The 26,732-nt window shown below is 51.5% G+C and carries 28 protein-coding genes; 10 read left to right on the top strand and 18 right to left on the bottom strand.

Features of this window, described 5'->3' with window-relative positions:
* The first annotated feature begins 54 nt into the window (after nt 1–54).
* Nucleotides 55–1,491, top strand: a complete 1,437-nt coding sequence (locus tag WN56_RS04080; protein WP_046073725.1) for an FAD-dependent oxidoreductase — start codon at nt 55–57, stop codon at nt 1,489–1,491.
* A gap of 102 nt (nt 1,492–1,593) precedes the next feature.
* Here the strand turns inward: WN56_RS04080 and bcp are convergent, their stop codons facing one another.
* Nucleotides 1,594–2,064, bottom strand: a complete 471-nt coding sequence (bcp, locus tag WN56_RS04075) for a thioredoxin-dependent thiol peroxidase (protein ID WP_046073724.1) — start codon at nt 2,062–2,064, stop codon at nt 1,594–1,596.
* Between the two features lie 267 nt (nt 2,065–2,331).
* Between bcp and dapA the strand changes: the two genes are divergently transcribed.
* Genes dapA through purC form a run of 3 tightly spaced genes read left to right on the top strand, consistent with a single transcriptional unit; the run spans nt 2,332 to nt 5,026 of the window.
* The gene (gene dapA, locus WN56_RS04070) at nt 2,332–3,210 is read left to right on the top strand and encodes a 4-hydroxy-tetrahydrodipicolinate synthase (protein WP_046073723.1); all 879 of its coding nucleotides are present in this window, start codon (nt 2,332–2,334) and stop codon (nt 3,208–3,210) included.
* A 15-nt stretch (nt 3,211–3,225) separates the two neighbouring features.
* Entirely contained in the window at nt 3,226–4,254 is a 1,029-nt protein-coding gene (gene bamC / locus WN56_RS04065; protein ID WP_046073722.1) for an outer membrane protein assembly factor BamC, read from the top strand.
* 58 nt (nt 4,255–4,312) lie between these two features.
* The gene (gene purC / locus WN56_RS04060) at nt 4,313–5,026 is read left to right on the top strand and encodes a phosphoribosylaminoimidazolesuccinocarboxamide synthase (RefSeq protein WP_046073721.1); all 714 of its coding nucleotides are present in this window, start codon (nt 4,313–4,315) and stop codon (nt 5,024–5,026) included.
* Nucleotides 5,027–5,094: 68 nt separating this feature from the next.
* Here purC and WN56_RS04055 read toward each other — a convergent pair whose 3' ends face one another.
* From WN56_RS04055 to WN56_RS04040, 4 genes are read right to left on the bottom strand one after another with little or no spacing between them, the layout of a single operon-like run.
* The gene (locus tag WN56_RS04055) at nt 5,095–5,289 is read right to left on the bottom strand and encodes a DUF2897 family protein (RefSeq protein WP_046073720.1); all 195 of its coding nucleotides are present in this window, start codon (nt 5,287–5,289) and stop codon (nt 5,095–5,097) included.
* Nucleotides 5,277–6,044 (bottom strand): M15 family metallopeptidase, encoded by a 768-nt coding sequence (locus tag WN56_RS04050; RefSeq protein WP_046073719.1) that lies wholly within the window; start codon nt 6,042–6,044, stop codon nt 5,277–5,279. Before WN56_RS04050 ends, WN56_RS04055 begins: the two co-directional genes overlap by 13 nt.
* Nucleotides 5,972–7,105 carry a succinyl-diaminopimelate desuccinylase gene (dapE, locus tag WN56_RS04045; RefSeq protein ID WP_046073718.1) on the bottom strand — a complete coding sequence of 378 codons (1,134 nt, stop codon included), beginning with the start codon at nt 7,103–7,105 and terminating at the stop codon, nt 5,972–5,974. Before dapE ends, WN56_RS04050 begins: the two co-directional genes overlap by 73 nt.
* Nucleotides 7,106–7,143: 38 nt before the next feature.
* Complete coding sequence (locus WN56_RS04040) at nt 7,144–7,488, bottom strand: ArsC family reductase (protein WP_046073717.1); 345 nt, start codon at nt 7,486–7,488, stop codon at nt 7,144–7,146.
* A 224-nt stretch (nt 7,489–7,712) separates the two neighbouring features.
* Here WN56_RS04040 and WN56_RS04035 point away from each other — a divergent pair, with 224 nt between their 5' ends.
* The gene (locus tag WN56_RS04035) at nt 7,713–7,991 is read left to right on the top strand and encodes a helix-turn-helix domain-containing protein (RefSeq protein ID WP_025740011.1); all 279 of its coding nucleotides are present in this window, start codon (nt 7,713–7,715) and stop codon (nt 7,989–7,991) included.
* Here the strand turns inward: WN56_RS04035 and WN56_RS04030 are convergent.
* Together WN56_RS04030 and WN56_RS04025 are read right to left on the bottom strand one after the other, a co-directional pair.
* The gene (locus WN56_RS04030; RefSeq protein WP_052708012.1) at nt 7,988–8,368 is read right to left on the bottom strand and encodes a DUF1499 domain-containing protein; all 381 of its coding nucleotides are present in this window, start codon (nt 8,366–8,368) and stop codon (nt 7,988–7,990) included. The two genes, WN56_RS04035 and WN56_RS04030, sit on opposite strands and share 4 nt — an antisense overlap.
* A gap of 65 nt (nt 8,369–8,433) precedes the next feature.
* Entirely contained in the window at nt 8,434–8,784 is a 351-nt protein-coding gene (locus WN56_RS04025) for a DUF2956 domain-containing protein (RefSeq protein ID WP_046073715.1), read from the bottom strand.
* A 121-nt stretch (nt 8,785–8,905) separates the two neighbouring features.
* Here WN56_RS04025 and WN56_RS16520 point away from each other — a divergent pair, with 121 nt between their 5' ends.
* Entirely contained in the window at nt 8,906–9,355 is a 450-nt protein-coding gene (locus WN56_RS16520; protein WP_158011352.1) for a DUF2919 family protein, read from the top strand.
* A 72-nt stretch (nt 9,356–9,427) separates the two neighbouring features.
* Here WN56_RS16520 and crr read toward each other — a convergent pair whose 3' ends face one another.
* The 5 genes from crr to cysZ all read right to left on the bottom strand — a co-directional run bounded on the left by crr (nt 9,428) and on the right by cysZ (nt 14,228).
* Nucleotides 9,428–9,937, bottom strand: coding sequence for a PTS glucose transporter subunit IIA (gene crr / locus WN56_RS04015; RefSeq protein ID WP_046073714.1), 510 nt, complete (start codon nt 9,935–9,937; stop codon nt 9,428–9,430).
* A gap of 39 nt (nt 9,938–9,976) precedes the next feature.
* Nucleotides 9,977–11,704 (bottom strand): phosphoenolpyruvate-protein phosphotransferase PtsI, encoded by a 1,728-nt coding sequence (gene ptsI, locus WN56_RS04010; protein ID WP_046073713.1) that lies wholly within the window; start codon nt 11,702–11,704, stop codon nt 9,977–9,979.
* A 50-nt stretch (nt 11,705–11,754) separates the two neighbouring features.
* Nucleotides 11,755–12,012: a phosphocarrier protein Hpr gene (gene ptsH, locus WN56_RS04005; protein WP_046073712.1), complete on the bottom strand. Its 258-nt coding sequence runs from the start codon at nt 12,010–12,012 to the stop codon at nt 11,755–11,757.
* A 317-nt stretch (nt 12,013–12,329) separates the two neighbouring features.
* On the bottom strand, nt 12,330–13,298 hold the full coding sequence (cysK, locus tag WN56_RS04000) for a cysteine synthase A (RefSeq protein ID WP_046073711.1): 969 nt from the start codon (nt 13,296–13,298) through the stop codon (nt 12,330–12,332).
* Between the two features lie 171 nt (nt 13,299–13,469).
* Nucleotides 13,470–14,228 carry a sulfate transporter CysZ gene (gene cysZ, locus WN56_RS03995; RefSeq protein WP_046073710.1) on the bottom strand — a complete coding sequence of 253 codons (759 nt, stop codon included), beginning with the start codon at nt 14,226–14,228 and terminating at the stop codon, nt 13,470–13,472.
* Nucleotides 14,229–14,537: 309 nt separating this feature from the next.
* Between cysZ and zipA the strand changes: the two genes are divergently transcribed.
* From zipA to gltX, 3 genes are all read left to right on the top strand, one after another.
* Nucleotides 14,538–15,500, top strand: a complete 963-nt coding sequence (gene zipA, locus WN56_RS03990; protein WP_046073709.1) for a cell division protein ZipA — start codon at nt 14,538–14,540, stop codon at nt 15,498–15,500.
* A gap of 111 nt (nt 15,501–15,611) precedes the next feature.
* On the top strand, nt 15,612–17,627 hold the full coding sequence (gene ligA / locus WN56_RS03985; protein ID WP_046073708.1) for an NAD-dependent DNA ligase LigA: 2,016 nt from the start codon (nt 15,612–15,614) through the stop codon (nt 17,625–17,627).
* A 168-nt stretch (nt 17,628–17,795) separates the two neighbouring features.
* Entirely contained in the window at nt 17,796–19,220 is a 1,425-nt protein-coding gene (gltX, locus tag WN56_RS03980) for a glutamate--tRNA ligase (RefSeq protein ID WP_046073707.1), read from the top strand.
* 71 nt (nt 19,221–19,291) lie between these two features.
* Here gltX and WN56_RS03975 read toward each other — a convergent pair whose 3' ends face one another.
* On the bottom strand, nt 19,292–20,542 hold the full coding sequence (locus WN56_RS03975) for a uracil-xanthine permease family protein (protein ID WP_046073706.1): 1,251 nt from the start codon (nt 20,540–20,542) through the stop codon (nt 19,292–19,294).
* 260 nt (nt 20,543–20,802) lie between these two features.
* On the opposite strand from WN56_RS03975, the gene WN56_RS03970 reads away from it, so the two are divergent.
* Nucleotides 20,803–21,972: a DUF2066 domain-containing protein gene (locus tag WN56_RS03970; RefSeq protein WP_052708010.1), complete on the top strand. Its 1,170-nt coding sequence runs from the start codon at nt 20,803–20,805 to the stop codon at nt 21,970–21,972.
* Between the two features lie 94 nt (nt 21,973–22,066).
* Here the strand turns inward: WN56_RS03970 and WN56_RS03965 are convergent, their stop codons facing one another.
* From WN56_RS03965 to WN56_RS03945, 5 genes are all read right to left on the bottom strand, one after another.
* Nucleotides 22,067–22,645, bottom strand: a complete 579-nt coding sequence (locus tag WN56_RS03965; protein WP_046073705.1) for a YSC84-related protein — start codon at nt 22,643–22,645, stop codon at nt 22,067–22,069.
* Nucleotides 22,646–22,719: 74 nt separating this feature from the next.
* Nucleotides 22,720–24,285, bottom strand: coding sequence for an apolipoprotein N-acyltransferase (lnt, locus tag WN56_RS03960; RefSeq protein ID WP_046073704.1), 1,566 nt, complete (start codon nt 24,283–24,285; stop codon nt 22,720–22,722).
* Complete coding sequence (corC, locus tag WN56_RS03955) at nt 24,272–25,144, bottom strand: CNNM family magnesium/cobalt transport protein CorC (protein ID WP_046073703.1); 873 nt, start codon at nt 25,142–25,144, stop codon at nt 24,272–24,274. The genes lnt and corC overlap by 14 nt, the downstream gene beginning before the upstream one ends.
* Before the next feature lie 18 nt (nt 25,145–25,162).
* Nucleotides 25,163–25,633 carry an rRNA maturation RNase YbeY gene (gene ybeY / locus WN56_RS03950; protein ID WP_046073702.1) on the bottom strand — a complete coding sequence of 157 codons (471 nt, stop codon included), beginning with the start codon at nt 25,631–25,633 and terminating at the stop codon, nt 25,163–25,165.
* Entirely contained in the window at nt 25,630–26,715 is a 1,086-nt protein-coding gene (locus tag WN56_RS03945) for a PhoH family protein (protein WP_052708009.1), read from the bottom strand. The genes ybeY and WN56_RS03945 overlap by 4 nt, the downstream gene beginning before the upstream one ends.
* Nucleotides 26,716–26,732: the final 17 nt, after the last annotated feature.

Raw genomic sequence — 26,732 nt, 5'->3', positions numbered from 1 at the left:
CGACACGTCGTGATCAGTTTGGCCCACAGAAGTAGTAATGAAAACAGGGTTGGCATGGCACAACACAGGCAAGAACAAACGCAAGTAGAAAAGTTTCGCGTCGCGGTGATAGGTGGCGGTGTTGCGGGAACCACAGCGGCAATGCGATTGGCTGAGCGCGGGGTGGACACCCAGGTGTTTGAGGCGGGCACCGGCTTGGTGAGTGGGCCGCCAATTTGCCATCTGCACGCGGGCGGCAATTTGTATCGTGAAATTTCACTCGATCAATGCCTGACCTTACTCGAACAGTCGGTGGCCACGGTGCGCATGTATCCGCATTCGGTCAATCGTCGACCGACTGTCCTTGCCGTTCCTCAGCAAGACCCAGGCTCATTAGACAGTGTGATTGCACGTTTAGAAGCCCTGCGTGAGCGTTATGCGCAATTGGTTGAGATCGATAGCGATAATAAAGTCATGGGTGAGCCGAGCGATTATTTCCGTTTGTATCAGCAAGAGGAACTGGAAGCATTGCGCGCTCAAGACTACCACAGCGTGATCGATGCTGCCGAACGATGGATGTGGCCCGTGGCGCAATCGCTCGATTTAAGTGCAATGAAATACCCTCTGGTCCTGGTGCAAGAATACGGGCTTAGCGTGTTTCGCTTGGCGGCGGAAGCGCAATTGACCCTTGCCGACGCGCCTCATTGTCAGCTTAATTTCAATCACAAAGTGATGGACACTCAGCCCATCTCGTCAGGGTGGCGGGTAACCTATCAAGACCAGTCAGGCCAGATACAGACCACCGACGTTGACTATCTTATCAATGCGGCCGGATTCCGCACGGGGACAATCGATGATATGGCCGGGTTTGGCCGCGAGCGTTTGGTCGAATACAAAGCCGCGTATATCGCACATTGGACACGGACTGAGTATCAGTGGCCGGAAATCATTGTCCACGGTCAACGGGGCACCCCACAGGGAATGGCGCAGTTGACTCCTTACCCGGATGGTTTTTTCCAGCTGCACGGTATGACTCAAGACGTCACCTTGTTTGAGCGTGGTTTAGTGAAAAGCTCTGCGGAGTCGGCGCAACCGACTGTCGATGCACGTTATGTGAAAAACATCGATAAAGGCTGGGACTGGCAAGAAGTGTGTGAACGCACTGATCGTGCGATTGACCATTTTGGCCAGTGGTTACCGGCATTTAAACAGGCCGAAGTAGGTGGCAAACCCTTGTGTGGTGCACAGCAAATCCCCGGGGATGATCCTTCGTTACGTGCCTCGGATGTGTCGTTTGATGGTGAACGTTATGCGCGTTTGGAAATTGTCAAAGCATCGTCGGCGCTGACGGCCATCAATAAAGTACTGACGCAATTTGAAGATTCAGGTTGGATATCTCCTACCTCTTATCAGCCATTGTCTCGCCCCAACACCGCGAAGATAATCGATACCGCTTGCGAGCTTGCGACACGCCGCGGATACCCTGAGGCGTTGGCAAAGCCTGTCGGCTAATCATACAAAAAAGCGCACGGTGTACGTGCGCTTTTAGTCAGCAGCATGTAGGCTGCTTTGTCGCCAAAGCTAACTTGTCGCCAAAGCCAACGTGGACTGACGTTACGCTTGGTTTAAGTAATCAAGCACCACTTGGTGGTGATCCTTGGTTTTAAACTTATTGAACACATGTTCTATCTTACCGTCTTTGCCAACCAAAAAGCTTAGACGATGAATCCCATCGTATTCTTTGCCCATGAATTTTTTCGGTCCCCAGACTCCGAATGCATCGGCGACGGCATGATCTTCATCGCTCAACAGCGTGAAGTTAAGTGCGTCGCGTTCAACAAAACGGGCCAGTTTTTTCACCGGATCTGGACTTATGCCAAGCACCACGGTGTCAAGTGCATCCAATTCGGCTTTCGTATCGCGTAGCGAGCAGGCCTGCGTTGTACAACCCGGTGTCATCGCTTTTGGGTAGAAATAAACCAGAACACGTTTGTCGCCTTTGAATTGGCTAAGCGTGACGGTGTCGCCATTTTGATCTTGCAGTGAAAAATCGGGCGCTTGTGCGCCTTCGGTGATTGTTTGCATGCGCTGCGTTTCCTTTTTGTCGGTAAACCGAATTCACGATGATAGAGGGTGCTCGCGATTACGCAAGTTTTTGATAATAGGATCACTGACTTGACAGGATTTGACTGCCCATTGACGCAGACTCACCCCTTCCTCGATTATAACGATAAGACACATTACCTATCGATGAAAAAATGTCGATTAAGACATGCCTAGACGCAGGGTTATTCTTGTGTTTGCCCTGCGCCAAAAGTAACATTGCAAGCATCACTAATAAGGGAGACGAACATGGTTTCTGGAAGCATTGTGGCGCTCGTCACACCAATGGATGCACACGGCGAAGTTGATTACGTTAGCCTGGAAAAACTGGTCGAGTTTCATATCCAATCGGGCACTGATGCGATTGTCGCAGTGGGCACGACGGGTGAGTCGTCGACAGTAACCGTGGATGAGCACATTAAAGTTGTGCTGAAAACCTTGGAATTTGCTAACGGGCGTATTCCGGTTATTGCGGGAACTGGCGCCAATGCCACCCATGAAGCAATCACTTTCAGCAAAATGTTTGCTGGCTCAGGTGTGGCGGCCTGCCTAAGCGTGACCCCTTATTATAATAAACCGACCCAGGAAGGTTTGTTCCAGCATTACAAAGCCATTGCTGAAGCCACGGACCTGCCACAGATTTTATATAATGTTCCCGGGCGTACCGCGGTCGATATTCAGCCTGAGACAGTAGCGCGACTGGCGGCATTCGACAACATCATTGGTCTGAAAGATGCCACCGCTGATGTAAGCCGAGTGGCGATTCACCGGGAACTTTGTGGCGACGATTTCCTCTTATTCAGTGGCGATGATTTAACGGGCTTGGATTTTGTCTTGGCCGGGGGGCACGGCGTTATCTCTGTGACCAATAATGTGGCGGCTGCGCAAATGGCTAAAATGATCAAACTGGCGCGCGCAGGTGAAGCAGAGCAAGCGCATGCCATTAACGAAACCTTGATCCCCCTACATCGTCACCTGTTTGACGAAGCCAATCCGATCCCTGTGAAGTGGGCAGTCCGTGAGATGGGCTTGATTGCGGATGGGCACCTTCGTCTGCCATTAACTGAGTTAAGCGAGCACTTGCGTCCAGATGTTCGTGAGGCACTGCGTGTCGCAGGTGCTGTTTAAGCCGTTGGAGTGTCAATGAAACCAGTATTTAAGCTCGGCCTATGTGCCATCATGGCCACCAGTGTGGTGGCCTGCAGTGGTGGCGTCGAGCAGCGCCGTCAAGCCAAAGATGACTTTGACTATTTGCAAACAACCCCGTTGTCGCCATGGCAAACCTTGCCGGATCAAGCGCCGTATTTTTCCACTAATTATCAAATCCCGACACAAGATTTTAATGGTGAAGTCGGTCAGAACGTTGATATTCGTCCACCGCGCCAAGTGCTGGATTTGATCCCGGGCGCACGGATACAACGTGATAGCCGTGGCGTCACCCTTGCCGTTGCCAATGAAAAGCAACTCGATAAAGTGTGGCAAACGGTAGAGCGTTTGGTTAGCGAGCAGACCATCCCAGTGTCGTCGCAAACGGCAGACCAAGTAGAAACCGGTTGGATTGCTTGGGAAAAAGAAGACAGCGCCCATCAAGCACGCTTCCGTTTATCGCGCCTTGAGCAAGGTCGCCGCTTTGCGTTAGGGGTGAATATGATTGACTCGCGTGCGAAAGCCAGCGATGAACCGCTCACCCCTGCGTTGCGTGAGCGCTACAACACCCTGATGACTAACCTTATCACGGTGAGTCACGATGCGGCATTGCGTGCCGAAGCGCGCCGCTTGGCTGAGCAGCGCCAGTCTGATATTCCGATTAGCTTTGGTACCGATCGCAGTGGGTTGCCGGTCATCATCGCGCGCGCCCCTTATGATGTGGTTTGGGAAAAGCTGCCCGCTATCATCAAGCCTTTAGGGTTCACGGTAGAAAGTCGTAACCAGTCGCAAGGCACGGTGAAAACCCGTCACGTCGCGCCAAATGATGAGCGTTGGCAATCCCTTGGCGTTGATCCGATTTCGTTCCCGGACAACAGCTATACCTTGTTGCTGGGCGATCTAGGCAACCGCACGTCACTTAACGTGACCAACAGCGATGGTAAGCCTGTCGATGAGGCGACGTTAGAAGCGCTGAGCCCAGCGCTCAAAGCGGTCATTGCCCAAGTGAACCAAGCATCAGAGTAATTTTATAGGGACGCGGTGAGCGTCCCTTACTTTTAGCGCCTAATGGAGAGTATAGGTAATGGAAAAACGTGCTGAGTTGTATCGCGGTAAGGCAAAATCTGTCTATGCCACAGATGATGAGCACCGCTTTGTTCTGCACTTTCGCAATGACACGTCGGCTTTTGATGGCGAGCGTGTTGAGCAGCTTGAGCGAAAAGGCGAAGTGAATAACAAATTTAATCACTTCATCATGCAAAAGCTTGAGCAGGCGGGCATCCCCACCCAAATGGACCAATTGTTGTCCGATACCGAGTGTGTGGTGAAAAAGCTAGATATGATCCCTGTAGAGTGTGTGGTGCGCAATATTGCAGCCGGTTCACTTTGCCGTCGCCTTGGCGTCGAGGAAGGGACGGCACTGACGCCGCCCACCTTTGAGTTGTTTTTAAAAAACGACGCGCTGCACGATCCCATGGTCAATGAATCCTTGTGTGAGTCTTTGGGCTACGCCACGCAAGCGCAATTGGCGACGATGAAATCACTGACCTACAAGGTGAACGATGTCCTCAAAGCGCTGTTTGCGGAAGGAGAGCTGTTGTTGGTCGATTATAAACTTGAGTTTGGTGTTGATCATCAAGGTAATATTGTTCTGGGTGACGAGTTTAGTCCTGACGGTTGCCGATTGTGGGATGCCAATACCCGAGAAAAACTGGATAAAGACCGTTTCCGTCAAGGCCTAGGTGGTGTTGTGGATGCTTACATCGAGGTGGCAAAGCGTATCGGCCTTACCTTGTAATTTTTGGTTTTAAAAAGCAAACGTTTGCTTTTTGCGCGCGAAAAATAGCGCCATCAATATGGCGCTATTTACTCTTTATGCTCGTCTGATTGCGCTTGATCATTCCCCGCATCGCTTTCTTTGGATGACGACTGTTTATCCGGCTTCTCTTTGTACTTAAGGCCAAACTTTGCGTTGGCGGTGTACTTGAGTGCCATGATATTACTGACCACCACGGCAACCACGATGGCAATAATGACATAAGGGTTGGTTAGCCATTCCATTGTTCCACCTCGCAGAGATTGGTGACGTAGGTTGAATATATCCAATCCAATTGGTCAAGAATAGTACGTTTACCACAAATAGGGGCATTGCCGATCGCGTTGGCAAGCATGTCTTGGCTAAATGCTGACAAAAGGGTGGCGCTGGTGGCGATATGGCTGATATGCCAAGGCTCCCTCGCAACACCGCCCTTATCCTCGGCATAAGGAAGGAAGAACCCCCATTGCGGGGCGTGGGTTTTAAGCCACTGAGAAAACGCGGCCTGAGGGCCATCATCATATTCCGGTGGGGTGAGCGCCAACCTTTGATGTGGAGCCAGTGCACGCTTGTCATACACGTCTAAATCTGTTCCCCAATGATGGCGGCTTGCCCCAGGCAAAGCTGACCAACGCAATATTGCCTTGACGCGCGCATCATCAGACAGTTGCGTGATATCCAGTGGCTGGCTGTCGGCATCTAGCACCGGTTTTTCGCCATTAAATTTACCATTCCAGATAGCCAACTGACGGGCAAACGAGCGATAGCCGCTGGCGACCATTAGGGTAAAGCCCGCTTGTGATGCCGCCTGTTGTAAGGCGGCAAAATCAGCCAGTACAGCCTGATGCAAGCATGGTGCATTAGGTTGGTTGTTGATCGGTGCGAGCACTGAGCCGTCTTGGCCAGTGAGCTGTGCGGACGTTGGGGTCAAGGGAGTGCTTTCTCCAACACCTTTTGATACATGTCCGTCAGCTTTTCTAAATCCGGGATACTGACACATTCATTCACCTTGTGGATAGTGGCATTCACCGGGCCCAGCTCAATCACTTGCGCACCCATTTGCGCAATAAAACGTCCGTCGGAGGTGCCGCCAGTGGTCAGCAGTTCCGGTGTTTGATGATTCACCTCTTCCACCGCCGCTACCACCGCGTCCAGCAACGTACCTTTATCGGTTAAGAAAGGGTCACCACTGTGCGTCCACTCAAGGGTATAGTCGAGCCCATGGGCGTCTAAAATAGAGTAAACCCGCTTTTTGATGGTTTCACTGTCCAGCTCGGTGCTGAAGCGGAAGTTAAACTGCGCATGGCATTCCCCTGGGATGACATTGGCCGCGCCTGTGCCAGCCTCGATATTGGGGATTTGGAAGCTTGTGGGGGGGAAAAACGCATTGCCTTTGTCCCAGAGTGTTTGCGCAAGCTCGGTGAGCGCTGGCATCGCCTGATGCACTGGGTTGTTGGCAAGATGCGGATAGGCGACATGGCCTTGTGTCCCTTTGACGTAGAGATCCCCGGTGATTGACCCGCGACGGCCGTTTTTCACCACATCACCGACATGGTGTGTGCTAGACGGTTCGCCAACAATACACATATCGATCTTCTCGCCGCGCGACATTAGGGTATCGACGACGCGGGTAGTGCCGTTAATAAACGGGCCTTCTTCATCTGAGGTGATTAAAAACGCGAGAGAGCCAGAGTGGTCAGGGTGCTGGGCAATAAAACGCTCAACCGCGACAACCATGGCGGCCAATGAGCCTTTCATATCCGCGGCGCCACGTCCATGGAGGTGATCGTCAATCACTGTCGCTTCAAACGGCGGTGTATGCCATTGTTCGCGCGGCCCTGAGGGAACCACGTCAGTGTGGCCGGCAAAAGCAAACAGAGGGCCTTCCGTCCCCCGCCTGGCCCAAAGGTTAGTGGTATCTTCAAACACCATGGTCTCAATGGTGAAGCCCAAGGCTTCTAACCGCGCAATCATTTGATCTTGGCAGCCGGCATCTTCCGGCGTGACCGATTCTCGGTTTATCAGATCTTTCGCTAAAGCCAGCGTGGCAGAGTCAGTCATCGGGGTTTCCTTACAACAAAAATGAATCGACTATCACATTACGCGAAAATATCAGCGTATTGGTTCTCTTTAAAGCCGAGGTAATAGCTACCTTTGTGTACGAGCAATGGGCGTTTAATGATCGCTGGGTTGTCGAGCATGATTGCGATAGCGCTGGCTTGGTCTAAATGGGCTTTTTGCTCATCGCTTAGTTGGCGGTAGGTGGTGCCACGTTTGTTGATTAACGCTTCCCAGCCCAGTTCGGCAACGAAAGTTTGCAGCATTTGTGCGTCTAAGCCATCTTTCCGGTAGTCGTGATATTGGTAGTCGATACCTTGGTTATCCAACCACTTTAGGGCTTTTTTTAGGGTGTCGCAGTTTTTAATCCCAAATACAGTTGTCATGGTCTTATCGTGATTGTTGGCAAAGGTTTAAGAGTGACACCACTGGTTAGTGAACGCAATACTTGGCGCGGCAGGGATGTACGCCATGTGATGGCGCAAAACCGTGTGAAATGCGTGGGTAAATGCGCCTGCAGCACGTCGATTTGATGGCGTTTTGATCAAACGCAAAACCTCTTAGCAGGCGCCATGAATAATGGGATCATTCGTAATTGTTGGAGGTTCGTATGGAACTCAACCCGGTATTCGCTCGGCGCTTGTATCTCGCCGCACTGGTAGAAGAGATGGAGCGCCCAAATGTTCCGCGTTTGATTGAGGCAACAGGCTGGCCGCGCCGCACTATCCAGGATGTGCTCAAATCTTTGTCAGGGCTAGGCATTGATATGACATTTATCCAAGATGGCAAGCGCCACAACGATGGTTATTACCAGCTAAAAGACTGGGGCCCGTTTCGTCGCGATTGGGTCGAGGATAAAAAGCGAGACATTCGCTCGTATATCAACTAGTGATCGCCTGAGGGACGGACCAGTTTCGCCTCGACCAGTGTGCGTCGAATGGCATCAGCACGCCGACGGTTTGCGCCAAAGTCGTAGTAGCCAATGCGAGAGGCAGAGCGAAGCGCGAGCTGGTTATCACTGAGTGAGACTTCAACATCATCGACAAAGCGCAGCACCCGGGTGGTGAAGCGTAAGTGTGCGTAGTTTTCTTGGGCTGCAACCACTTGAGCACCTGGCATTGAGGCAATTTTCTCAACAATGGTCGCCAAGGCCACATCGGTGTTAGCCAGCGGTAAGGGCGCTAACTGAAATGTCGCGCGCGTGTCTTCTGTTGAAACACAATTAGGGCTGTCACCACAGGCAGTGACAGGCGGTTGTTTTGCCATGGGGCCTCCTTTCGAGCAGCCGAACAGTGTAAAAAGTACAATGAGGCCGAGCAGATTTTTTCCCATTATGCCCCCACGAGCGTGTAACCAATAAACCCTATCCAGCTTACGACGAGTAAAAGCCAAGGTAAACGGCTGTGCCCTTTATCTTGTGCAGTAGGCTGCGGTGAAGAGGCAGGCTCGCTGAGTTGGTCGACAGCCGGTGTCGGTTTTTGCTGTTTCTTGCGCGCTTTGTCCTGCGCGCGCGCCTTTGCTTTTTGTTCTTTTTTGTACTGCGCAATCCCTTTCTCAATCCCTTGAGCAATCAGTTTCGTCTGAGCCTTGGTTTGTCCAGGCTTTTGCGTGGCTTTGGCAACGCGCATGGCGTCTTGTTGCGTCTCTGGCGAAATCGTTGCTTTGGCTTTTGTTTTGGCCATGAGGGCTCCATGTAACGCTAAATAAATGGCTCGTCCCTAGGATAACAAATTTTGCTTTTGCGCTTGCAGTTTTTATCGCATGTCGCCATGGTAAATGCGTGACTTCTCAATCAAAAATCTTATGGACACGTTTCATCATTTCGACGACAAAGGGTATATCAAGGCCCCCCAGATCGCCGTACTGTGCCTGCTACTGTTAAGTCGCGCATGGTGGCTACTGGCGATGGCCGGTGTCAGCCGAGAGCAGGGCAGCGAGCTGCTTGCGCTGGTTTATCCGGACACCGCTGCGTTTTATCTCAGTTTAGGGATTGGCCTGGTGCCGCTTGGGCTATTACTGTTGGTGGGGAACTGCGACAAGGCGCCTGAATGGTTAACACAGCATTGGCACTTAGGTTATTGGTGGGTGTGGCTATTGTGGACGTGGGAAGCCTATCAAGTGGTGCATACGCTCACGATGACGGGGGGACGATTTGATTGGTTGCTTGCCTTGCACGGGCTTTGGTTAGTGTGGGCGAGCCTTTATTGGCTGAGAAGCCAGCGCGTAAAGCGCTTTTTTTATCAGTTCACATAGACTGGGCAAACTCGGCCGGGCATAAAAAAACGCAGCACGAGGCTGCGTTTTTTCCTCACTAAGTAAACCTAATTACTTAGTAACGCGCAATACAGATGTTTCACCCACAGTGACGGCACCAGAGAGCTTAGTCAGCTCTTTGATTTCGTCCATGTTAGAGATAACAACCGGCGTTAGCGTTGATTTGGCTTTCTCTTCGAGCATGCCTAAATCAAATTCGATCACGGTATCACCGGCTTTCACCGTTTGACCTTCTTCCGCAATGCGCTTAAAGCCTTCGCCTTTTAGCTCGACAGTGTCGATGCCAAAGTGCACGAACAGCTCTACGCCGTCATCAGACTCAATTGAAAAAGCGTGGTTGGTTTCGAAAATCTTACCGATTGTGCCGTTTACCGGCGCAACCATCTTGTCGCCCGATGGTTTAATCGCAACACCATCACCGACGATTTTCTCAGCAAACACAACGTCAGGCACGTCTTCGATGTTGACGATCTCACCCGACAATGGGGCGATAATTTCAATGGCACTAGCGTCGTTGCTGTCTTCAGACACCAACTTCTTCAGTTTGTCGAACAGACCCATAGTGTTGCTCCTAAGCAGTGATTCTTTGCTGATTGTATATTAGCAAGCGGTTTTTTCCGCAATAAATTTTTCGACATAGGCCTCGATTTCTGCCGCAGTTGGCAGAGTGAGTGCTTTGTCGGCCATCGCTTTCACATCAGCAAAGTTGGCATTACGGATAATCTTCTTGATGCGAGGGATAGAGATGGCACTCATACTAAACTCATCCAAACCCATTCCCATCAATAGTAACGTTGCTTTCTCGTCACCTGCAAGCTCTCCGCACATACCCGTCCATTTACCTTCCGCATGTGAGGCATCAATCACTTGCTTGATAACCGTCAATACAGCAGGAGACAGTGGGTTATACAGGTGCGAAATCAGCTCGTTACCACGATCGACCGCCAAGGTGTACTGGGTCAAATCGTTGGTGCCAATGCTGAAGAATTCCACTTCTTTTGCGAGGTGGTGAGCGATCGCAGCCGCGGCTGGCGTCTCAACCATCACACCGATTTCCAGATCGGCGTCGAAGTCGTGACCTTCTTGGCGCAGTTCTGCTTTATAGGTCTCGATCGCTTCTTTCAGCTCTCGGATTTCCTCCACAGAAATAATCATCGGGAACATCACACGGATTTTACCGTGTGCCGATGCGCGAAGAATGGCACGAAGCTGATCGCGGAGAATTTCGCGACGATCGAGGCTAATACGGACTGCACGCCAACCCAAGAATGGGTTCATTTCTTCCGGCAAGTCCATATAAGGCAGATCTTTGTCACCGCCGATATCCATGGTGCGGATGATCACTGGGTGACCATCAATCGCTTGCGCTACCGCTTTATAAGCTTGGTATTGCTCTTCTTCGGTAGGAAGCGATTCGCGATCCATAAACAGGAACTCGGTGCGATAAAGACCGACACCTTCACCGCCGTTACGGTTCACGCCGTCACAGTCTTTGACTGTACCTACGTTACCGCACACTTCGACTTGGTGACCGTCCAGCGTGATGGCTGGCAGATCTTTAAGCTTAGCCAGTTCCGCTTTTTCGGCGATATGTTGATCGCGAATCGCTTTGAACTTGCTGAGCTCTTGGTCTGATGGGTTGATAACGATTTGGTTGTTAATCGCATCAAGCACCAGCATGTCGCCGTTTTTTACTTTGCTGGTTGCATCATTGGTGCCTACAATCGCTGGTAGCTCAAGCGAGCGCGCCATGATTGAAGAGTGTGAAGTGCGACCACCAATGTCGGTGATGAACCCAAGCACATAATTCAGGTCAACCTGTGCTGTTTCTGAAGGCGTCAGATCGTTTGCAACCAGGATCACTTCTTCGTTGATAGCACTCAACGACACCATGTTGATGCCAAGTGCGTTTTTGACGAAGCGTGAACCGATATCACGGATATCCGCGGCACGCTCTTTCAGATAATCGTCGTCGAGTGATTCAAGCGTCACCGCTTGTTCTTCGATAACGCTGTAGATTGCGTGATCAGCGGTTGCTAGGTTTGACTTAATGAAGCTGACGATCTCTTCTTCGAGCTCTTCATCTTCAAGCAGCATGATGTGACCTTCGAAGATAGCTTCTTTCTCTTCGCCAAAGGTCTCCCTTGCTTTGTCTTTGATCGCTTCAAGTTGCGTCTTAGACTGTTCGCGAGCATCCAATACGCGCTGAATTTCTTTGTCGATTTGAGACGCAGCAATCTTATCTTTATTGATGACAACGTCTTCTTCTTGCAGCAGCAGTGCTTTACCAAAAGCAATACCAGGTGATGCCAGGATGCCTGAAATCATAGCTTTACCTTACGTTTATCCAACTTAAAACCGATAGAAAAAGAGCCGGATTACTCCAGCTCGTCCATCAGTTTTACTAGGTGATCAACGGCCTGTTGTGCTTGCGCACCTTCAGCAGAGATAGTCACCTTAGTGCCTTTGGTCAAGCCAAGGGTTTGAAGTTTAAATAGGCTTTTTGCGCTCGCGCTCTTACCGTTAGATTCAACAGTGATGTCAGCGTCGTAGCTTTTCGCTTCTTTGACGAACTGCGCCGCTGGACGAGTGTGTAGGCCGTTTTCTGCAGTAATCTCAACTTGCTTCTGATACATGATTCACCCCGTTTCTCTATTTTTTTAAATCTATGTATTAAATATAAGGTTAGCTTAACCGCTAACGGGCGACTTCGCTATCCGTTGACGCTAACCTAACCAAGAAATCGACCCGATAGCTTAATCCATGTCAATTTCGTGTCATCTTTTTGCCATTTTTGACCTTCCACTCATTAGGCGCGAGGGCTTTTATTTTGATGCGGAAAATAAAAAGGCAGACGTGTTTTACTAAAGCTTAATATAAAAATCAAACAAAAAAGGCCCAATTTGGGCCTTTGCGAATAGGGGGTTATGGAGGCTGGTTGGCTAACCTGCTGTTACTGCTCGGTTTCCAGCTCGGTGAACATCCCAGCAAACAGTGGCGAGCTGAGATAACGCTCTGCTGCACTTGGCAAAATTGTGACGATCTTCTTATTTGCGAACTCGGGAAGCTCGGCAATTTTGTTTGCCGCAACCACGGCTGCACCTGAAGAAATCCCGCCCAAGATGCCTTCTTCTTCCATCAAACGGCGAGCCATCGCAATGGCTTCGTCTGAGCTGACAGAGACCACCTGGTCAACAAGCGTGACATCCAAGTTTTTTGGCACAAAGCCCGCGCCAATACCTTGAATTTTGTGAGGGGCAGGCTGCACGTCTTGGCCCGCGATCGTTTGTGCAATCACTGGTGATTCAGCAGGTTCGACCGCGACCGTGGTGATGGCTTTGCCTTTGGTGTTTTTGATGTAGCGGCTAACACCGGTTAGGGTGCCACCTGTGCCAACACCGGCAACAAATACATCGATTTCACCGTCGGTGTCTTCCCAGATTTCAGGCCCTGTGGTTTTTTCATGGATCTCAGGGTTGGCGGGGTTATCAAACTGTTGCAGCATCAGGTATTTGCCTGGCTCTGCTGCCATGATTTCTTCGGCTTTGGCAATCGCCCCTTTCATGCCTTTTGGCGCTTCGGTGAGCACCAGCTTGGCGCCCATGGCTTTAAGCAGTTTACGGCGCTCAAGGCTCATTGACTCCGGCATGGTAAGGGTCAGCTTATAACCACGTGCCGCCGCGACATAGGCGAGTGCGATCCCCGTGTTACCACTGGTTGGCTCAATCAATTCGATACCGGGTTTGAGGGTGCCTTTTTTCTCTGCATCCCAGATCATATTGGCGCCGATACGGCACTTGACGCTGAAGCTTGGGTTGCGTGCTTCAACTTTGGCTAACACGTTTGGCTTTGCCACGCGGTTTAGGCGAACTAGCGGTGTGTTTCCGATGGTTTGTGTATTGTCTTCGTAAATCTTGCCCATTGTATCGTTCCTTCATGACACCGATTTTAATCACACTCCAAGCATATCTCTGCTGCTTGGTTTTGAAAGGATCGGTTGGTTATATCTTATTGTGACATTAACCAATAACTGATTGGTTAACCGAAAAAAGCCCACACCGATGATGTGAGCGTTCGCGTAGACGATCACAGACTAATTGCGTCCCAATGACGCTTTGTGCTTATCCACCCACATGGCGGTCGCGCCGCATACGGCCGCAGGCATCACCAGTAGATTGAGAAAAGGGGTCATGGTAAATAGCATCACCACGGCGCCAAAGCCAAGCGATGCGCCCCGCTGTTGATTTAAGGTCTGGCGCATGGCGGGAAACGATACCTTGTGATTGTCAAACGGGTAATCACAGTATTGAATCGCCATCATCCACGCGCTAAACAAAAACCAGATCACTGGCCCCACAGTTTGTCCGACCGCTGGTATCCACAGCAGTAACAAAAAACCTATTGCTCTGGGGATGTAGTAAGCGAGCTTTTGCCATTCTCGTTTCATCACCCGCGGGATATCTTTAATGATGCCAGCCAAGCCATCATCAGGCGCACGCGTTCCCGACAGCTTTGCCTCCACGTGTTCGGCCAATAGACCATTGAACGGCGCCGCTATCCAGTTGGCCAATGTGCTGAACACATAGGAGAACACGACCAAGATAGCAACCACCACCAAAGGCCAAATCAAAAAAGAGAGCCAGGACAACCACTCAGGTAAGCTGGCCATCCAATGATCGATCCAGTCACCAACTTGTGAAAGCAAATAGATAAACGCGCCGCCAAGCAGCAACACATTGATCAAAATAGGAATGATCACAAACCGGCGTAAGCCGGGGGCCATCATCAGAGAAAAGCCTTGGAACAGGTAGCCAGCACCACTTTGGGGACGGGGGCGAGCATTATTCGCCATGATATCTCCTTGAGAACAATGTAGGTCACAACAATCCGCATGCATGCGGTCGATACAAAAATAACGGTGTGCGCTATATTACGGGGGGAATCCTTGCGATGACAACGACCCAATAATGGGAAAGTTTAACGATTTGTGTGTCTTGATTCGTTAAATTCTCCCCAACTTTTGATACAGTTAACTAAGTTGACCATTAACGCATTGCGTCAGCCAACGGGCCCCGCTTATGATCACACAAACCTTTGCAAACTGGTTGGCGTTGTGACATAAGCGAATCAAAACGCTGAACATAGATAGATTTGAGAATCGATGATGCAGGAATTGCGCCTTGTACTGATTGTGTTGGGAGCACTAGCAATCGCAGCTTTGCTTTTGCATGGCCTCTGGACAAACAAGAAAGAAAAGACGACCAAGTTTGGTGAAAAGCCGTTGGGAAAACTGGATGACGACAGTGACGAACAAAAGTTTGACCAAGATGGTATTGGTGCCGTCAGAGTTGTCAGTCGCGCTAAAAGCGAGAGCGATAAGCCTGCGCGCCAAGAGCCCGCGATGAACTTTGGTGATAAACCTGATGTGGATCCCTTGTTCGCAGGGCAAACTGGCACCGTGTCTGAATCTGAACAGACCCTGTATCCTTCAATGTCTGCGACTGATGATGAGCCGTCGCTTTCAGCCGCCACTCCGCACGTAATCGGTCAAGCTCACGAAGAACCAGAGGCGCCGCAGGCACACGCTACGGTGGCCGATGATGAGCCATCAGAGCCTGCGCCAAGCGTGCATCAAGGTGATACGGAGACGGCTGAACAGGGCGAGCCGCAACCCAGTGATGAACCACCAAAGGCGGATGAACCCGCGGATGAGACCGAAGTGCTTGTGTTGCATGTGCATGCGAACAATAGCGACGTGTTCAGTGGTCTTGAGCTGATCCCGACCCTTGAGCAATATGGCCTCCGTTTTGGTGATATGGGCATTTATCACCGTCACTCTGATCTATCGGGGAGCGGAAAAGTCTTGTTCAGTGTGGCCAATATGGTCAAACCCGGTACGTTCGATGTCAGTCATAGCGAAAGCTTTGAAACGCCTGGCATTAGCTTTTTTATGACGCTGCCGTGTTACGGTGAGCCAGAGCAAAACTTTAAGCTTATGCTGCAAACGGCCCAGCAAATCGCGGATGAGTTAGGTGGATTAGTGCTGGATGACTCACGCACGATGATGACGCCATCACGATTGGATGAATATCGCGAGCGCGTCAAAGCCTTCATGGCCAAATAGCCAGCGCTAACGCGACCACGGTTTAAGCATACAGCGGGACATGGCTCCCGCTGTATGTGATTTATAGATATACTTGCCCGCAACCGACTCTGCTCAGACGACGAATCAAACATGGCTTACAGCAAACAACAACTCGATGATTTAAAGCATCAGCTCAACTATCATGCCTATCGCTACTATGTAGAAGACAGCCCAGAGCTGCCCGACGCTGAATACGACCGCCTGATGCAAACCCTATTGGCCATCGAGGCCGAGCATCCCGAATGGGTAACCAGTGACTCGCCAAGCCAACGGGTAGGGGGCGCGCCCCTGAGTGCATTTGAAACCGTGACTCACGAGCTGGCGATGCTGTCACTTGATAATGCCTTTGAGCCCGCTGATTTGGATACGTTTGAACGTCGTTTGAAAGAGCGCCTATCGCTAGACGCTGAGCAAGCGGTGACCTACACCTGTGAACCCAAGCTCGATGGCTTAGCGGTGAGCCTGATTTATGAAAACGGTGAGCTGGTGCAAGCGGCGACGCGGGGAGATGGCACTACCGGCGAGAACATCACCCACAACGTCAAAACCATTCGCAATGTTCCCCTCACGCTACAAAAAGGGGATTGGCCAACGCGGCTCGAAGTGCGCGGTGAAGTCTTCATGCCGAAAGCGGGCTTTGAAGCACTCAACGAAGCGGCATTGAAACGAGGCGATAAAACCTTTGCCAATCCGCGCAATGCGGCGGCAGGCAGCCTGCGTCAACTTGACCCCAAAATTGCCGCCAACCGACCATTGAGTTTCTATGCCTATGCGGTGGGTGTCATGTCGACCCCGTTTGGGCAAGGGCAAAGTGAGCGCTTACAAAAGCTGAAAAAATGGGGCCTAGCGCTCAGTCCGGAAGTGAAACGGGTGGAAGGGCTAGACGGCGTGAAAGCCTATTACCAAGACATTATGGCGCGTCGTGATGCGCTGCCCTACGAAATTGATGGGGTGGTGATCAAGGTTGATAGCATTACCAGCCAAGAACGATTAGGTTTTGTGGCGCGGGCACCGCGTTGGGCCATTGCTTACAAATTCCCGGCGCAAGAAGAAATCACCACCCTTAACGATGTGGAATTCCAAGTGGGCCGTACCGGGGCGATTACGCCCGTCGCTAAGCTTGAGCCGGTATTTGTAGGCGGCGTGACGGTCAGTAACGCCACCTTGCACAACGGTGATGAAATCGAACGATTAGGCGTTCATATTGGTGACACCGTGGTGATCCGCCGTGCCGGTGATGTGATCCCGCAAGTGGTGGGTGTGGTGGAAAGTCGACGCCCTGAGCAGGCGAAACCGATTGTGTTTCCCGATGCGTGCCCCGTTTGTGATTCAGCGGTCACTCGCATCGAGGGAGAGGCAGTGGCACGGTGCACCGGTGGTTTGATTTGTCTGGCGCAGCGCAAAGAAGCGATCAAACACTTTGCGTCACGTAAGGCAATGGATATTGACGGTTTGGGCGATAAAATCGTCGAGCAGCTAATCGAAAAAGAGCTGATAGAAACCCCCGCTGATCTCTTTACCTTGACGCCAGGTCGGGTGACGCAGCTAGATAGAATGGGGCCAAAGTCAGCCCAAAACTTGGTTGATGCATTGGAAAAAGCTAAAGCCACCACCTTGCCACGCTTTATTTATGCCTTGGGGATTCGTGAGGTAGGCGAGGCAACTGCGCAAAATCTCGCTTTGCATTTTCACACCCTTGAGGCGTTGCGCGCGGCCGATGAAGACGCACTCATTAACGTGCCGGATGTCGGTGCAATCGTCGCGGGTCACATCGTCCGCTTCTTTGCCGAGCCGCACAACCAAAGTGTGCTAGAAGCCTTGCTGGATACTGGGATCCACTGGCCGGAAATCAGTGCGCCCTCTGAGCCAGATGCGCAACCGTTAGCCGGTAAAACCATTGTCCTGACTGGCACCTTATCGCAAATGTCTCGCAGTGATGCCAAAGCGGCGCTACAGGCGTTGGGCGCAAAAGTAACCGGCAGTGTCTCGGCAAAAACCGACATGTTAGTGGCGGGAGAGGCGGCAGGCTCCAAACTGACCAAAGCGCAAGATTTGGGCGTTACTGTGCTCGATGAAGATCAGATGATTGCCATGCTCAATCAGTAGCTTGTACCCATCACGCTGTGCGCTTCGCCGTGTAAGCGAATAACCGCGCACAGGCGCAATAGTTTACATGGCCATGTACCGTGTCTGGGCATGGCCTGATTGTGGAATTTACCTGTACTGGTAAACTAACCGTTACATATTATTCTCAGCACTGGGATAGGGATCCTAATGACGATTAAAACCCGCTTTGCCCCCAGCCCAACCGGCTTTTTGCATGTTGGTGGCGCGCGTACAGCACTTTATTCTTGGCTTGCAGCACGCAGCCAAGGTGGACAATTTGTATTGCGTATTGAAGATACAGATATTGAACGTTCAACCCAAGAAGCGATTGATGCCATTTTAGAAGGCATGGAATGGCTGGGCCTTAATTGGGATGAAGGGCCGTACTACCAAACGAAACGCTTTGACCGCTACAACGCGCTAGTCGATCAGCTGTTGGCAGAAGACAAAGCCTACAAGTGTTATGCCCCCAAAGAGCTGCTAGAGGAGATTCGCGAAGAGCAGAAAGCGAATGGCCTAAAAGCACGTTATGATGCCAATCACCCCAAGGTGATTGCGGCCAACAGCCAAGCAAACGCTGACGACCCACACGTCATTCGTTTCCGCAACCCCAAAGAGGGCAAGGTGGTGTTTGACGATAAGATCCGCGGTCGGATTGAAATTGCGAACAGCGAGCTTGATGACTTGATCATCCGCCGTACCGACGGCAGCCCAACCTACAACTTCTGTGTGGTGGTTGATGATTGGGATATGGGGATCACCCAAGTTGTGCGTGGGGAAGACCACATTAACAACACCCCGCGTCAAATCAATATTTATGAAGCCTTGGGTGCGCCTGTGCCTGAGTTTGCTCACTGCTCGATGATCCTTGGCGACGATGGTGCCAAGCTGTCTAAGCGTCATGGTGCGGTGAGTGTGATGCAATATCGCGATCAAGGTTTCTTGCCACAAGCACTGCGTAACTACTTAGTGCGCTTGGGCTGGTCTCACGGCGACCAAGAAATCTTCTCGATGGAAGAAATGATTGATTTCTTCTCCCTAGAGGCGATCAGTAAATCAGCCTCTGCCTTCAACACGGAGAAGTTGCGTTGGCTGAACAACCATTACATCAAAAACGGTGATCCAGCTGAGGTCGCGTCACACTTGCAATGGCACCTGGATCAGCAAGGCATTGATGCCTCGACAGGACCTGCTTTGACCCAGGTTATCCAGCTGGTGGGTGAGCGTTGTGACACCCTGGTTGAGCTGGCCGAGCAAAGCCGTTATTTCTATCAAGACTTTGATGAGATTGAGGCAACCGCCGCCAAGAAACACCTTCGCCCAGTGGCGCTTGAACCTCTGCAAGTGGCAAAAGGCAAGATTGAAGCGCTGGACGAGTGGACGGTTGATGCTCTGAAAGCGGTGATTGCGGATACCTGTGCAGAGCTAGACGTGGGCATGGGCAAAGTCGGGATGCCATTGCGTGTTGCGGTTACAGGCGGCGGTCAATCTCCGTCGGTGGATGCGGTGATGCACCTGATTGGTAAAGACCGTGTGGTGGCGCGTATCGATCAAGCCATCAAAGTGGTTGAAGCTCGAGCCGCACAAAGCTAAAAAGTCGCGAAACCGCGGCACAATCAAAAAAGGGCGCTGCGGCGCCCTTTTTTAGTTTTTCATCGCCTGTCTTAATGTGACTCTTCTTCCATCTGCGCACTATCAACAATGTGGTTCTCGCCCATTTTTCGCGGTAGGACAAGATTGAGCACGATGGCCACTAAACCACACAAGCTGATGCCTTGTAAGCTGAAATCACCAATGCCGAAGGCCATCCCGCCAATCCCAAAGACCAAGGTGACGCCGACAATCGCGAGGTTGCGCGAGTCGTGGAGATCAACTTGATTGCGAATCAAGGTATTGAGGCCCACGGTGGCGATAGAACCAAACAGTAGGATCATGATACCGCCCATCACCGGCAAAGGAATGGTTAATAGCAGTGCACCCAGTTTACCCACAAAGGCGAGCACGATGGCAGTGATCGCCGCGTAGGTCATAATCTTAGGATTAAATGCTTTGGTAAGCATCACCGCCCCGGTGACCTCACTGTAGGTGGTATTGGGCGGGGCTCCAAACATTGATGCGGCGATAGTGGCCGCGCCGTCACCTGCCATGGTGCGATGAAGGCCGGGCTTTTTAAGGTAGTCTTTGCGAGTGACGTTGGAAATGGCCAGCATATCGCCCACATGCTCCACCGCGGGCGCTATCGCCACGGGGATCATAAATAAAATGGCGTTAATGTTAAATTCTGGCAAGGTAAAGGCGGGCATCATCAACCAGCTGGCATTTGTCACCTGAGTAAAGTCGACAATCCCCATCACTAGGCTCGCCACATAGCCAATTGCAATGCCAGCCATAATCGGAACCAGCTTGAAAAAGCCTTTGGCGAAGACGCTGACCGCGATGGTGGTCAGTAATGAAAGCAGGGAAATCCAGATAGCGATATCACCGGCGATGAGTTGCTCACTGCCGTCGCCACTTTTACCTAGCGCCATATTGACGGCGGTGGGGGCCAAACCAAGCCCAATCACCATAATCACAGGGCCAACCACCACGGGTGGAAGTAGCTTGTGAATAATGTCGACGCCTTTGAGGCGAATAATGCCTCCCATAATGAGGTAGATAACCCCGGCGGCCATCAGTCCACCCATGGTGGCAGGAATACCGAAATTGTTAACGCCGTACAGAATGGGGGCAATGAAGGCAAACGAAGAGGCGAGAAAAATAGGAACAGAGCGGCGGGTAATAACTTGAAAGATTAGCGTACCTATCCCGGCCCCGAAGAGGGCGACGTTGGGGTCAAGCCCGGTTAACAGCGGCACCAACACCAAGGCTCCAAATGCGACGAACAGCATTTGTGCCCCTTGTAAAACTTGCATCATGATCTCACCTCCAAAAAAAATCGCGCAATGCTAGCACAAAGCGTTTCTGTGATTCCTGTCATGTTTTTAAATGTGAGACCGGTAGCAAATAAATGATGTAACGGATTTCATAGGCAAGGGGTAATTGTGAAATACGCCTTTTTGCAGCGACGACTATCACTTTATCGCGTTTGCCCTATCTTTTTTACAAATGAGGATTGCTGAACCTAGAGCTGTCAGCTTATGATCGCTCCACGCCCATTTATCCATGTGGAAAGACTATGAATCGATTTGTGTTGGCCTTAATTGCCTGTCTATGGTTGCCCAGTGCGCTGGCAAACGATCTTTATCACGCCAGCATTCCGCTCGAGAATGGCGCGCAAACCTCGCAACAAGCAGCCAAAAAACAAGGGTTAAGCGCGGTACTGACCAAGGTATCCGGTCAGCGGAATCTGTCCGACAATCCGGCAGTTAAACAAGCGCTACAAGAGGTAGATAGCTTGATTACCCAGCTTGGGTACGGCGAGAGTGATACGGCAGGTGGGGCACCGACGCGTACGTTAGAAGTCGGGTTTGACAGTCAACAAGTACGGGAAATATTGCGTCAAGCGGGGCTACCTTTGTGGGGAAGCCCGCGCCCGTCGGTACTGGTGTGGCTGGTGGATGACCGCGGCCTTGAGCGACAAATTATTTGGGAGCAAAGTGAGCGTCCCGTGATTGATAAGCTGCGTCAAGCGGCGGCATTGCGTGGGTTGCCTGTTCTGATCCCTGTGGGCGATTTTGATGATCTGATGGCGATTTCGAGCAGTGATTTGTGGGGCGGGTTTATTCAGCCCGTTGAAGAGGCCAGTGAGCGTTACCAGCCAGACGGTATCGTGATTGCCAAACTGACTGACCAAGGCATTCGTTGGCAGCTTTTCCCTGAAGCAAACCAAATGCAAACCAATCAAACCCGTGGTCAGGCGCGTAACGCAGCCGCAATGATTCATTCACTTGCTGATTATTACGCGCAGCAAACCGGTGTGATCCTCGATCAAAACGATGACAGTGCGTCTGTCGTGATCGCGGTCGGTGGTATTAATAACGGCAATGATTATGTCGCACTCGAGAAAACACTGGCAAACTTAAATGCGGTACAAGGTGTACATTTACGCCAGCTTAATGATGACACCCTGGTATTCGATGCGCAGTTGGCCGCGTCACAGCAAGCACTGATTAAAGAGCTAACTGCCAACCGAGAAGTGCGCTTAATGACTTCTCAGGAGCAAGAGGCTTATACGGCGAACACATCGCCAACTGCCAGCGATGCGCAACATACCACACAGCCGGCTGTTGAGCTGGAACAAGGTGAGAAGGCGGACGAACAGGGGGAGAGCGATAGCACACAAACGCTTGTTCCCGACCCACAACCGTCGTCGGAAAAGCGTCTGTGGTTTGTTTGGCAGCCGTAACGGTGCAGTGACAACCCAATCTAAAAAAGCTAGCCAACACGGCTAGCCTTTTTGATGGGCAGATGAGGCGTTTACGCTCTGTACGCGTCAGTGACTACCAGTTGGCAGGACTAAACTGTTGACCGGCGAGGGCAGCTTCTACCATCAGTCCTCCCTTTGCATGGGTAAAGACAGTCAGGCCATTGACGTAATAAGCTTTCGACTGACGGTTACTGGCGGAGGCTGAGGTGCCAGAGGTACCAGTTTGCGCCGATGCCCCCTCGGTCAATGCGGTGGCAGACGCTTGCGCGCCGAGCTCCACTTGCCCTTGCATAAAGCGGTCATACGCTGTTTTGTCTTTAAAGAAAACAATTTCACTGAACGCTTGACCACCAAAGGTCAGCCCGACCGATACCTGTTTGAGCTCCACGGCACTCACTGGGGAGCCTTGACGATAAACGACGCCCTTACCATAGGCACCGCCTACCCAAAAACCCCCTTTGCCGACAGAGGGGAAGACGGCATAGCCGTAGGCGTTATCAAAAAAGGGTTGTGTTTGTGGGTACTGCTTAAATTGTTCGCGCGCGAGGTTGGCTTGACGAACCTGATCTTGCTGCGAGCTAGCCGCACAACCGGTTAATGCCGTCAATGCGACAATGACCAATGCTAACCAGCGATGAGAAAGACGTAACATGTTTGATCTCCTTATGGCGTCAATGAAAATGACCAAAAGCGCAATCAGGTTACGTCAGTTTCTCGCGGATAATGTCAGAGGTTTGTCGATATTTTCGCTTGCCGGCTGGGATCGCGACGCCACGCAATGAAACCGATACACCCGCTTATCAGTATCCAAAGCCATAGCGGGGCATTGCCCCATTGGCGGTAAGGCGTTTCCCCTCGGGTGCGGGTGACTTGCGTGGTGAGCACCTGGGTTTCAAATTGCGGCAGGGTAGTTTGAATCTGGCCGTGCTCGTCCATCAAGGCTGTCACACCGTTATTGGTCGCGCGTATCACTGGCAAGCCAAACTCGAGTGCGCGCATGCGTGCAATTTCAAGGTGTTGCCAAGGGCCAATCGAGCGACCAAACCATGCATCATTCGACAGTGTAATGATGGCGTCACTGTCGGCATTCAAGTTGTCGCGGATCTGCGCGGGAAAGGCAATTTCATAGCAAAGCGCGGTGATATAGTCCCAGCCGTTGGCGGGCAGGGCAGGTTGAACCGGCTCGCCCGGTGAAAATGATGACATCGGCAGGTTAAACAGCGGGGCGAGCGGGCGTAATAATGCCTCAAATGGCACAAACTCGCCAAACGGTAGCAAATGATGTTTGCTGTACTGGGTGGGGGCCGGATAGCGATACTCGGGTGTCCCTGCACCCAGTGCCAGTACATTGTTAAAGTACGCGCCCTGTTCATTTTGGTCGGGCGCGCCTGTGATCACCGTGGTTTGGTTATGCTTGGCGGCTTGATCAAGCTGAGAGAAAAAGCGGGGCAGTTCGCGCTCCAGGGCCGGGACGGCGGCTTCTGGCCAAATAATGACATCGCTGTCCCAATGCAGGCGGGTTAAATCTAGGTACTTCATCAGCGTTGGCCAGCGCTGATCGGGACGCCATTTCAGCGCTTGCGGCACATTACCTTGAATTAACGAAATCTGCTGCTGTTGGTCGGTTTTTGTGACCCATTGAATCGTACCGAGGCCAGAGGTAACCGCGATAAGCCCTAACCCGGCGGCGACGGCACCATAGCGTGCTTGTCCTTGCCACTGGCCCCAGCGAGGTGTGATGAGCGCGAGTAGGCCAGCCAGTATAGCCAAGACAAGCGTGATCCCCTGCACGCCGAGCACAGGGGCAATGCCAGCCAGTGGACTGTCGATTTGGCTGTAGCCAGGCCAAAGCCAAGGAAAGCCGGTAAATACCCAGCCTCTAAGCCAATCAATCACAAGCCATAAGGCGGGTGCGAGGATTAACCACTTAATACCCGGCTGGCGACTGGGCAGTTTGTTGACCAATGCGCCGAACAACGCCGGATAGAGGGAGAGATAGGCAATCAGCAGGCCCATTAATGACAAGCCTGCAATGGCCGGCATGCCGCCAAAATGGTCAATGCTCACGTAAACCCAGCTAACGCCGGTAGTAAATTGGCCCAGTCCCCAGCAAAATCCCAACCACGCACTGCGCTTGGGCGAGGCGTTTTGTAGCAGGGTGAATAAGCCCCACAAGGCAACCAGCATCAATGGCCAGTACGAGAAGGGAGAAAAGGCGAGGGTGGCGCTGGCACCAAAAGCGGCAGCCAGTAATGACTGCCCGCTTTGGCGTAAACGGTTAGGCGTTTTCACTGTTTGTTTCGCTACTGTCTGGGACGGTGACTTGTAGCTGAATGATACGACGACTATCGGCGGCCGTCACTTTAAAGTGATAATCACCAATATCGACTTCTTCACCGCGATCAGGGAGATGGCCAAAGCTGGTCATCACTAAACCACCAATGGTATCGACCACATCGTCTTGGAACTGAGCGCCAAAGTGTTCATTAAAGTCTTCCAAGGTCGTCAGGGCTTTGACCGAGAACGTATGACGGCTGAGCTGGCGGATTTCCTGCTCCTCTTCGTCGTCGTACTCGTCTTCGATTTCACCGACGATCTCTTCTAAGATATCTTCAATGGTCACTACCCCTGACACGCCCCCGAACTCGTCAATGACAATCGCCATGTGGTAGCGCTCTTCTTGGAACTCTTTGAGTAGGCGGTCAACCCGTTTACTCTCAGGTACCACCACAACAGGGCGTAACACTTTTTCGATGTCAAAGTCTTCGGCATCTGGGCGCAGGTAGCGCAACAAATCTTTCGCAAGCAAAATGCCTTCAACATGGTCTTTGTCATCACTGATCACAGGATAACGAGAGTGTTGGGCATCAATAATAATATTAATGATCGCTTCCAATGACTGCGATCGTTCAACGATTACCATCTGCGAGCGGGGTATCATGATATCTCTCACACGCATGTCAGAGATTTGCATCACACCTTCCAGCATGTCCCGTGTGTCGTGATCGATCAGGGCGTTTTGCTCTGAGTCTCGGAACACGTCCACCAGCTCTTGTCTGTCTTTTGGATCAGCTTGGAAAAACTGACCCAGCCGCTCGAAGAAGGTCTTCCTACTCGGACCGTCTGAGTTTTGCGAATTATCGTCGTTCATTCAGTTTCATTCAGTTAGTTAACGCTCGATGAAGTCGTTAGCATAAGGGTCACTGACCCCCATGGCGGCGAGAAGCTCTCGCTCCAATGCCTCCATTTGCTCGGCTTCATCATCCTCAATATGGTCGTAACCCAGTAAGTGTAAGCTACCATGAACAACCATATGTGCCCAATGATCCATCAGTGCTTTGCCTTGTTGTTGGGCTTCTTGTTCAACAACTTGACGGCACACGATGAGATCACCAAGCAAATCAATTTCCACCCCAGGAGGGGCATCAAACGGAAAAGATAACACGTTTGTAGGCTTATCTTTGCCGCGATAGTCGCGATTTAGGCTTTGGCTCTCACCTTCGTCGACAATACGAATCGTCACTTCCGCTTGAGGGCGAGCGGCACGCACTGCCTGCTCAAACCAAGCTTGGAGCTGATCGTCACTGGGCAAGCCTTGTTCGTTCTCACAGGCAATTTGCACATCGACATAGTAGCTCATGACGGCTCCTGTGAGCCTGGCACGGCAGGTTGCGCTGCAACTTGCTGGGCTTCACGTGCTTCTCGACGACGAGACTCTGCTTCTTTTCGCGCTTTGGCGTCTTCCGCTTCCCACTTATCATAGGCTTGGACGATGCGCGTCACCACATGGTGGCGGACGACATCATCCGCTTGGAAAAAGTGGAAGCTAATTTCGTTGACGTCGGCGAGCACCTCAATCGCATGGCGCAGGCCTGAGCGTGCATTTCTCGGTAAGTCGACCTGGGTCACGTCACCGGTGATCACGGCCCGTGAATTAAAGCCAATCCGCGTCAAGAACATTTTCATCTGCTCGACCGTGGTGTTCTGGCTCTCATCCAAGATAATAAAGGCATCGTTCAAGGTTCGGCCACGCATATAAGCCAGAGGTGCCACCTCGATCACGTTACGATCGATCAGTTTCTCGACCCGCTCAAAGCCAAGCATTTCAAACAGTGCATCGTAAAGTGGACGTAAATAGGGGTCGACCTTTTGGCTTAAATCACCGGGCAAAAAGCCCAGCTTTTCGCCGGCTTCAACCGCTGGGCGCGTGAGCAAGATACGACGGATCTCTTGACGCTCAAGTGCATCCACCGCGGCGGCGACAGCAAGATAGGTTTTACCCGTCCCCGCTGGGCCAATACCAAAGGTGATATCATGATTGACCATATTGGCGATGTACTGCGCTTGGTTGGGCGTGCGCGGTTTTATCACCCCTTTTTTGGTCTTAATGTTGATTTCTTTACCGTAAGGAATGCTCGACTCGGTGTTTTGCTCCAACACCCCCGACTCTTTGATCGCCAAATGAATCGCTTCTGGCTCAATGTCTGGAGAGCTGCCTCGCACCGGGGCGGTGTCAACGTATAAGCGTTTTAAAATATCAACCGCGGCATTGGCTGTATGGGGCTTACCCATCACAGTAAATGCATTATGGCGGTGACTAATTTCCACCCCCAAGCGGCGCTCAAGCTGTTTGATATTATCGTCAAACGGGCCACATAAGTTGGCAAGACGGGTGTTGTCGGCAGGTTCTAGGTTCAGGTCAAGAGAGATGATTTTAGACAAGATTATCCTCGCTTTCG

It is taken from the genome of Salinivibrio sp. KP-1, assembly GCF_000968645.1.
Lineage (GTDB): Bacteria > Pseudomonadota > Gammaproteobacteria > Enterobacterales > Vibrionaceae > Salinivibrio > Salinivibrio siamensis.
Note: the sequence above shows the minus strand (reverse complement) of the source record. Positions and strands in the feature narration are given on the sequence as shown.

What these genes read in the sequence shown, in the direction of transcription:
- WN56_RS04080 (WP_046073725.1), top strand. Translation starts at nt 55, where the DNA reads ATGGCACAACACAGGCAAGAACAAACGCAAGTAGAAAAGTTTCGCGTC.
- bcp (WP_046073724.1), bottom strand. Translation starts at nt 2,064, where the DNA reads ATGCAAACAATCACCGAAGGCGCACAAGCGCCCGATTTTTCACTGCAA.
- dapA (WP_046073723.1), top strand. Translation starts at nt 2,332, where the DNA reads ATGGTTTCTGGAAGCATTGTGGCGCTCGTCACACCAATGGATGCACAC.
- bamC (WP_046073722.1), top strand. Translation starts at nt 3,226, where the DNA reads ATGAAACCAGTATTTAAGCTCGGCCTATGTGCCATCATGGCCACCAGT.
- purC (WP_046073721.1), top strand. Translation starts at nt 4,313, where the DNA reads ATGGAAAAACGTGCTGAGTTGTATCGCGGTAAGGCAAAATCTGTCTAT.
- WN56_RS04055 (WP_046073720.1), bottom strand. Translation starts at nt 5,289, where the DNA reads ATGGAATGGCTAACCAACCCTTATGTCATTATTGCCATCGTGGTTGCC.
- WN56_RS04050 (WP_046073719.1), bottom strand. Translation starts at nt 6,044, where the DNA reads ATGTGTCAGTATCCCGGATTTAGAAAAGCTGACGGACATGTATCAAAA.
- dapE (WP_046073718.1), bottom strand. Translation starts at nt 7,105, where the DNA reads ATGACTGACTCTGCCACGCTGGCTTTAGCGAAAGATCTGATAAACCGA.
- WN56_RS04040 (WP_046073717.1), bottom strand. Translation starts at nt 7,488, where the DNA reads ATGACAACTGTATTTGGGATTAAAAACTGCGACACCCTAAAAAAAGCC.
- WN56_RS04035 (WP_025740011.1), top strand. Translation starts at nt 7,713, where the DNA reads ATGGAACTCAACCCGGTATTCGCTCGGCGCTTGTATCTCGCCGCACTG.
- WN56_RS04030 (WP_052708012.1), bottom strand. Translation starts at nt 8,368, where the DNA reads ATGGCAAAACAACCGCCTGTCACTGCCTGTGGTGACAGCCCTAATTGT.
- WN56_RS04025 (WP_046073715.1), bottom strand. Translation starts at nt 8,784, where the DNA reads ATGGCCAAAACAAAAGCCAAAGCAACGATTTCGCCAGAGACGCAACAA.
- WN56_RS16520 (WP_158011352.1), top strand. Translation starts at nt 8,906, where the DNA reads ATGGACACGTTTCATCATTTCGACGACAAAGGGTATATCAAGGCCCCC.
- crr (WP_046073714.1), bottom strand. Translation starts at nt 9,937, where the DNA reads ATGGGTCTGTTCGACAAACTGAAGAAGTTGGTGTCTGAAGACAGCAAC.
- ptsI (WP_046073713.1), bottom strand. Translation starts at nt 11,704, where the DNA reads ATGATTTCAGGCATCCTGGCATCACCTGGTATTGCTTTTGGTAAAGCA.
- ptsH (WP_046073712.1), bottom strand. Translation starts at nt 12,012, where the DNA reads ATGTATCAGAAGCAAGTTGAGATTACTGCAGAAAACGGCCTACACACT.
- cysK (WP_046073711.1), bottom strand. Translation starts at nt 13,298, where the DNA reads ATGGGCAAGATTTACGAAGACAATACACAAACCATCGGAAACACACCG.
- cysZ (WP_046073710.1), bottom strand. Translation starts at nt 14,228, where the DNA reads ATGGCGAATAATGCTCGCCCCCGTCCCCAAAGTGGTGCTGGCTACCTG.
- zipA (WP_046073709.1), top strand. Translation starts at nt 14,538, where the DNA reads ATGATGCAGGAATTGCGCCTTGTACTGATTGTGTTGGGAGCACTAGCA.
- ligA (WP_046073708.1), top strand. Translation starts at nt 15,612, where the DNA reads ATGGCTTACAGCAAACAACAACTCGATGATTTAAAGCATCAGCTCAAC.
- gltX (WP_046073707.1), top strand. Translation starts at nt 17,796, where the DNA reads ATGACGATTAAAACCCGCTTTGCCCCCAGCCCAACCGGCTTTTTGCAT.
- WN56_RS03975 (WP_046073706.1), bottom strand. Translation starts at nt 20,542, where the DNA reads ATGATGCAAGTTTTACAAGGGGCACAAATGCTGTTCGTCGCATTTGGA.
- WN56_RS03970 (WP_052708010.1), top strand. Translation starts at nt 20,803, where the DNA reads ATGAATCGATTTGTGTTGGCCTTAATTGCCTGTCTATGGTTGCCCAGT.
- WN56_RS03965 (WP_046073705.1), bottom strand. Translation starts at nt 22,645, where the DNA reads ATGTTACGTCTTTCTCATCGCTGGTTAGCATTGGTCATTGTCGCATTG.
- corC (WP_046073703.1), bottom strand. Translation starts at nt 25,144, where the DNA reads ATGAACGACGATAATTCGCAAAACTCAGACGGTCCGAGTAGGAAGACC.
- ybeY (WP_046073702.1), bottom strand. Translation starts at nt 25,633, where the DNA reads ATGAGCTACTATGTCGATGTGCAAATTGCCTGTGAGAACGAACAAGGC.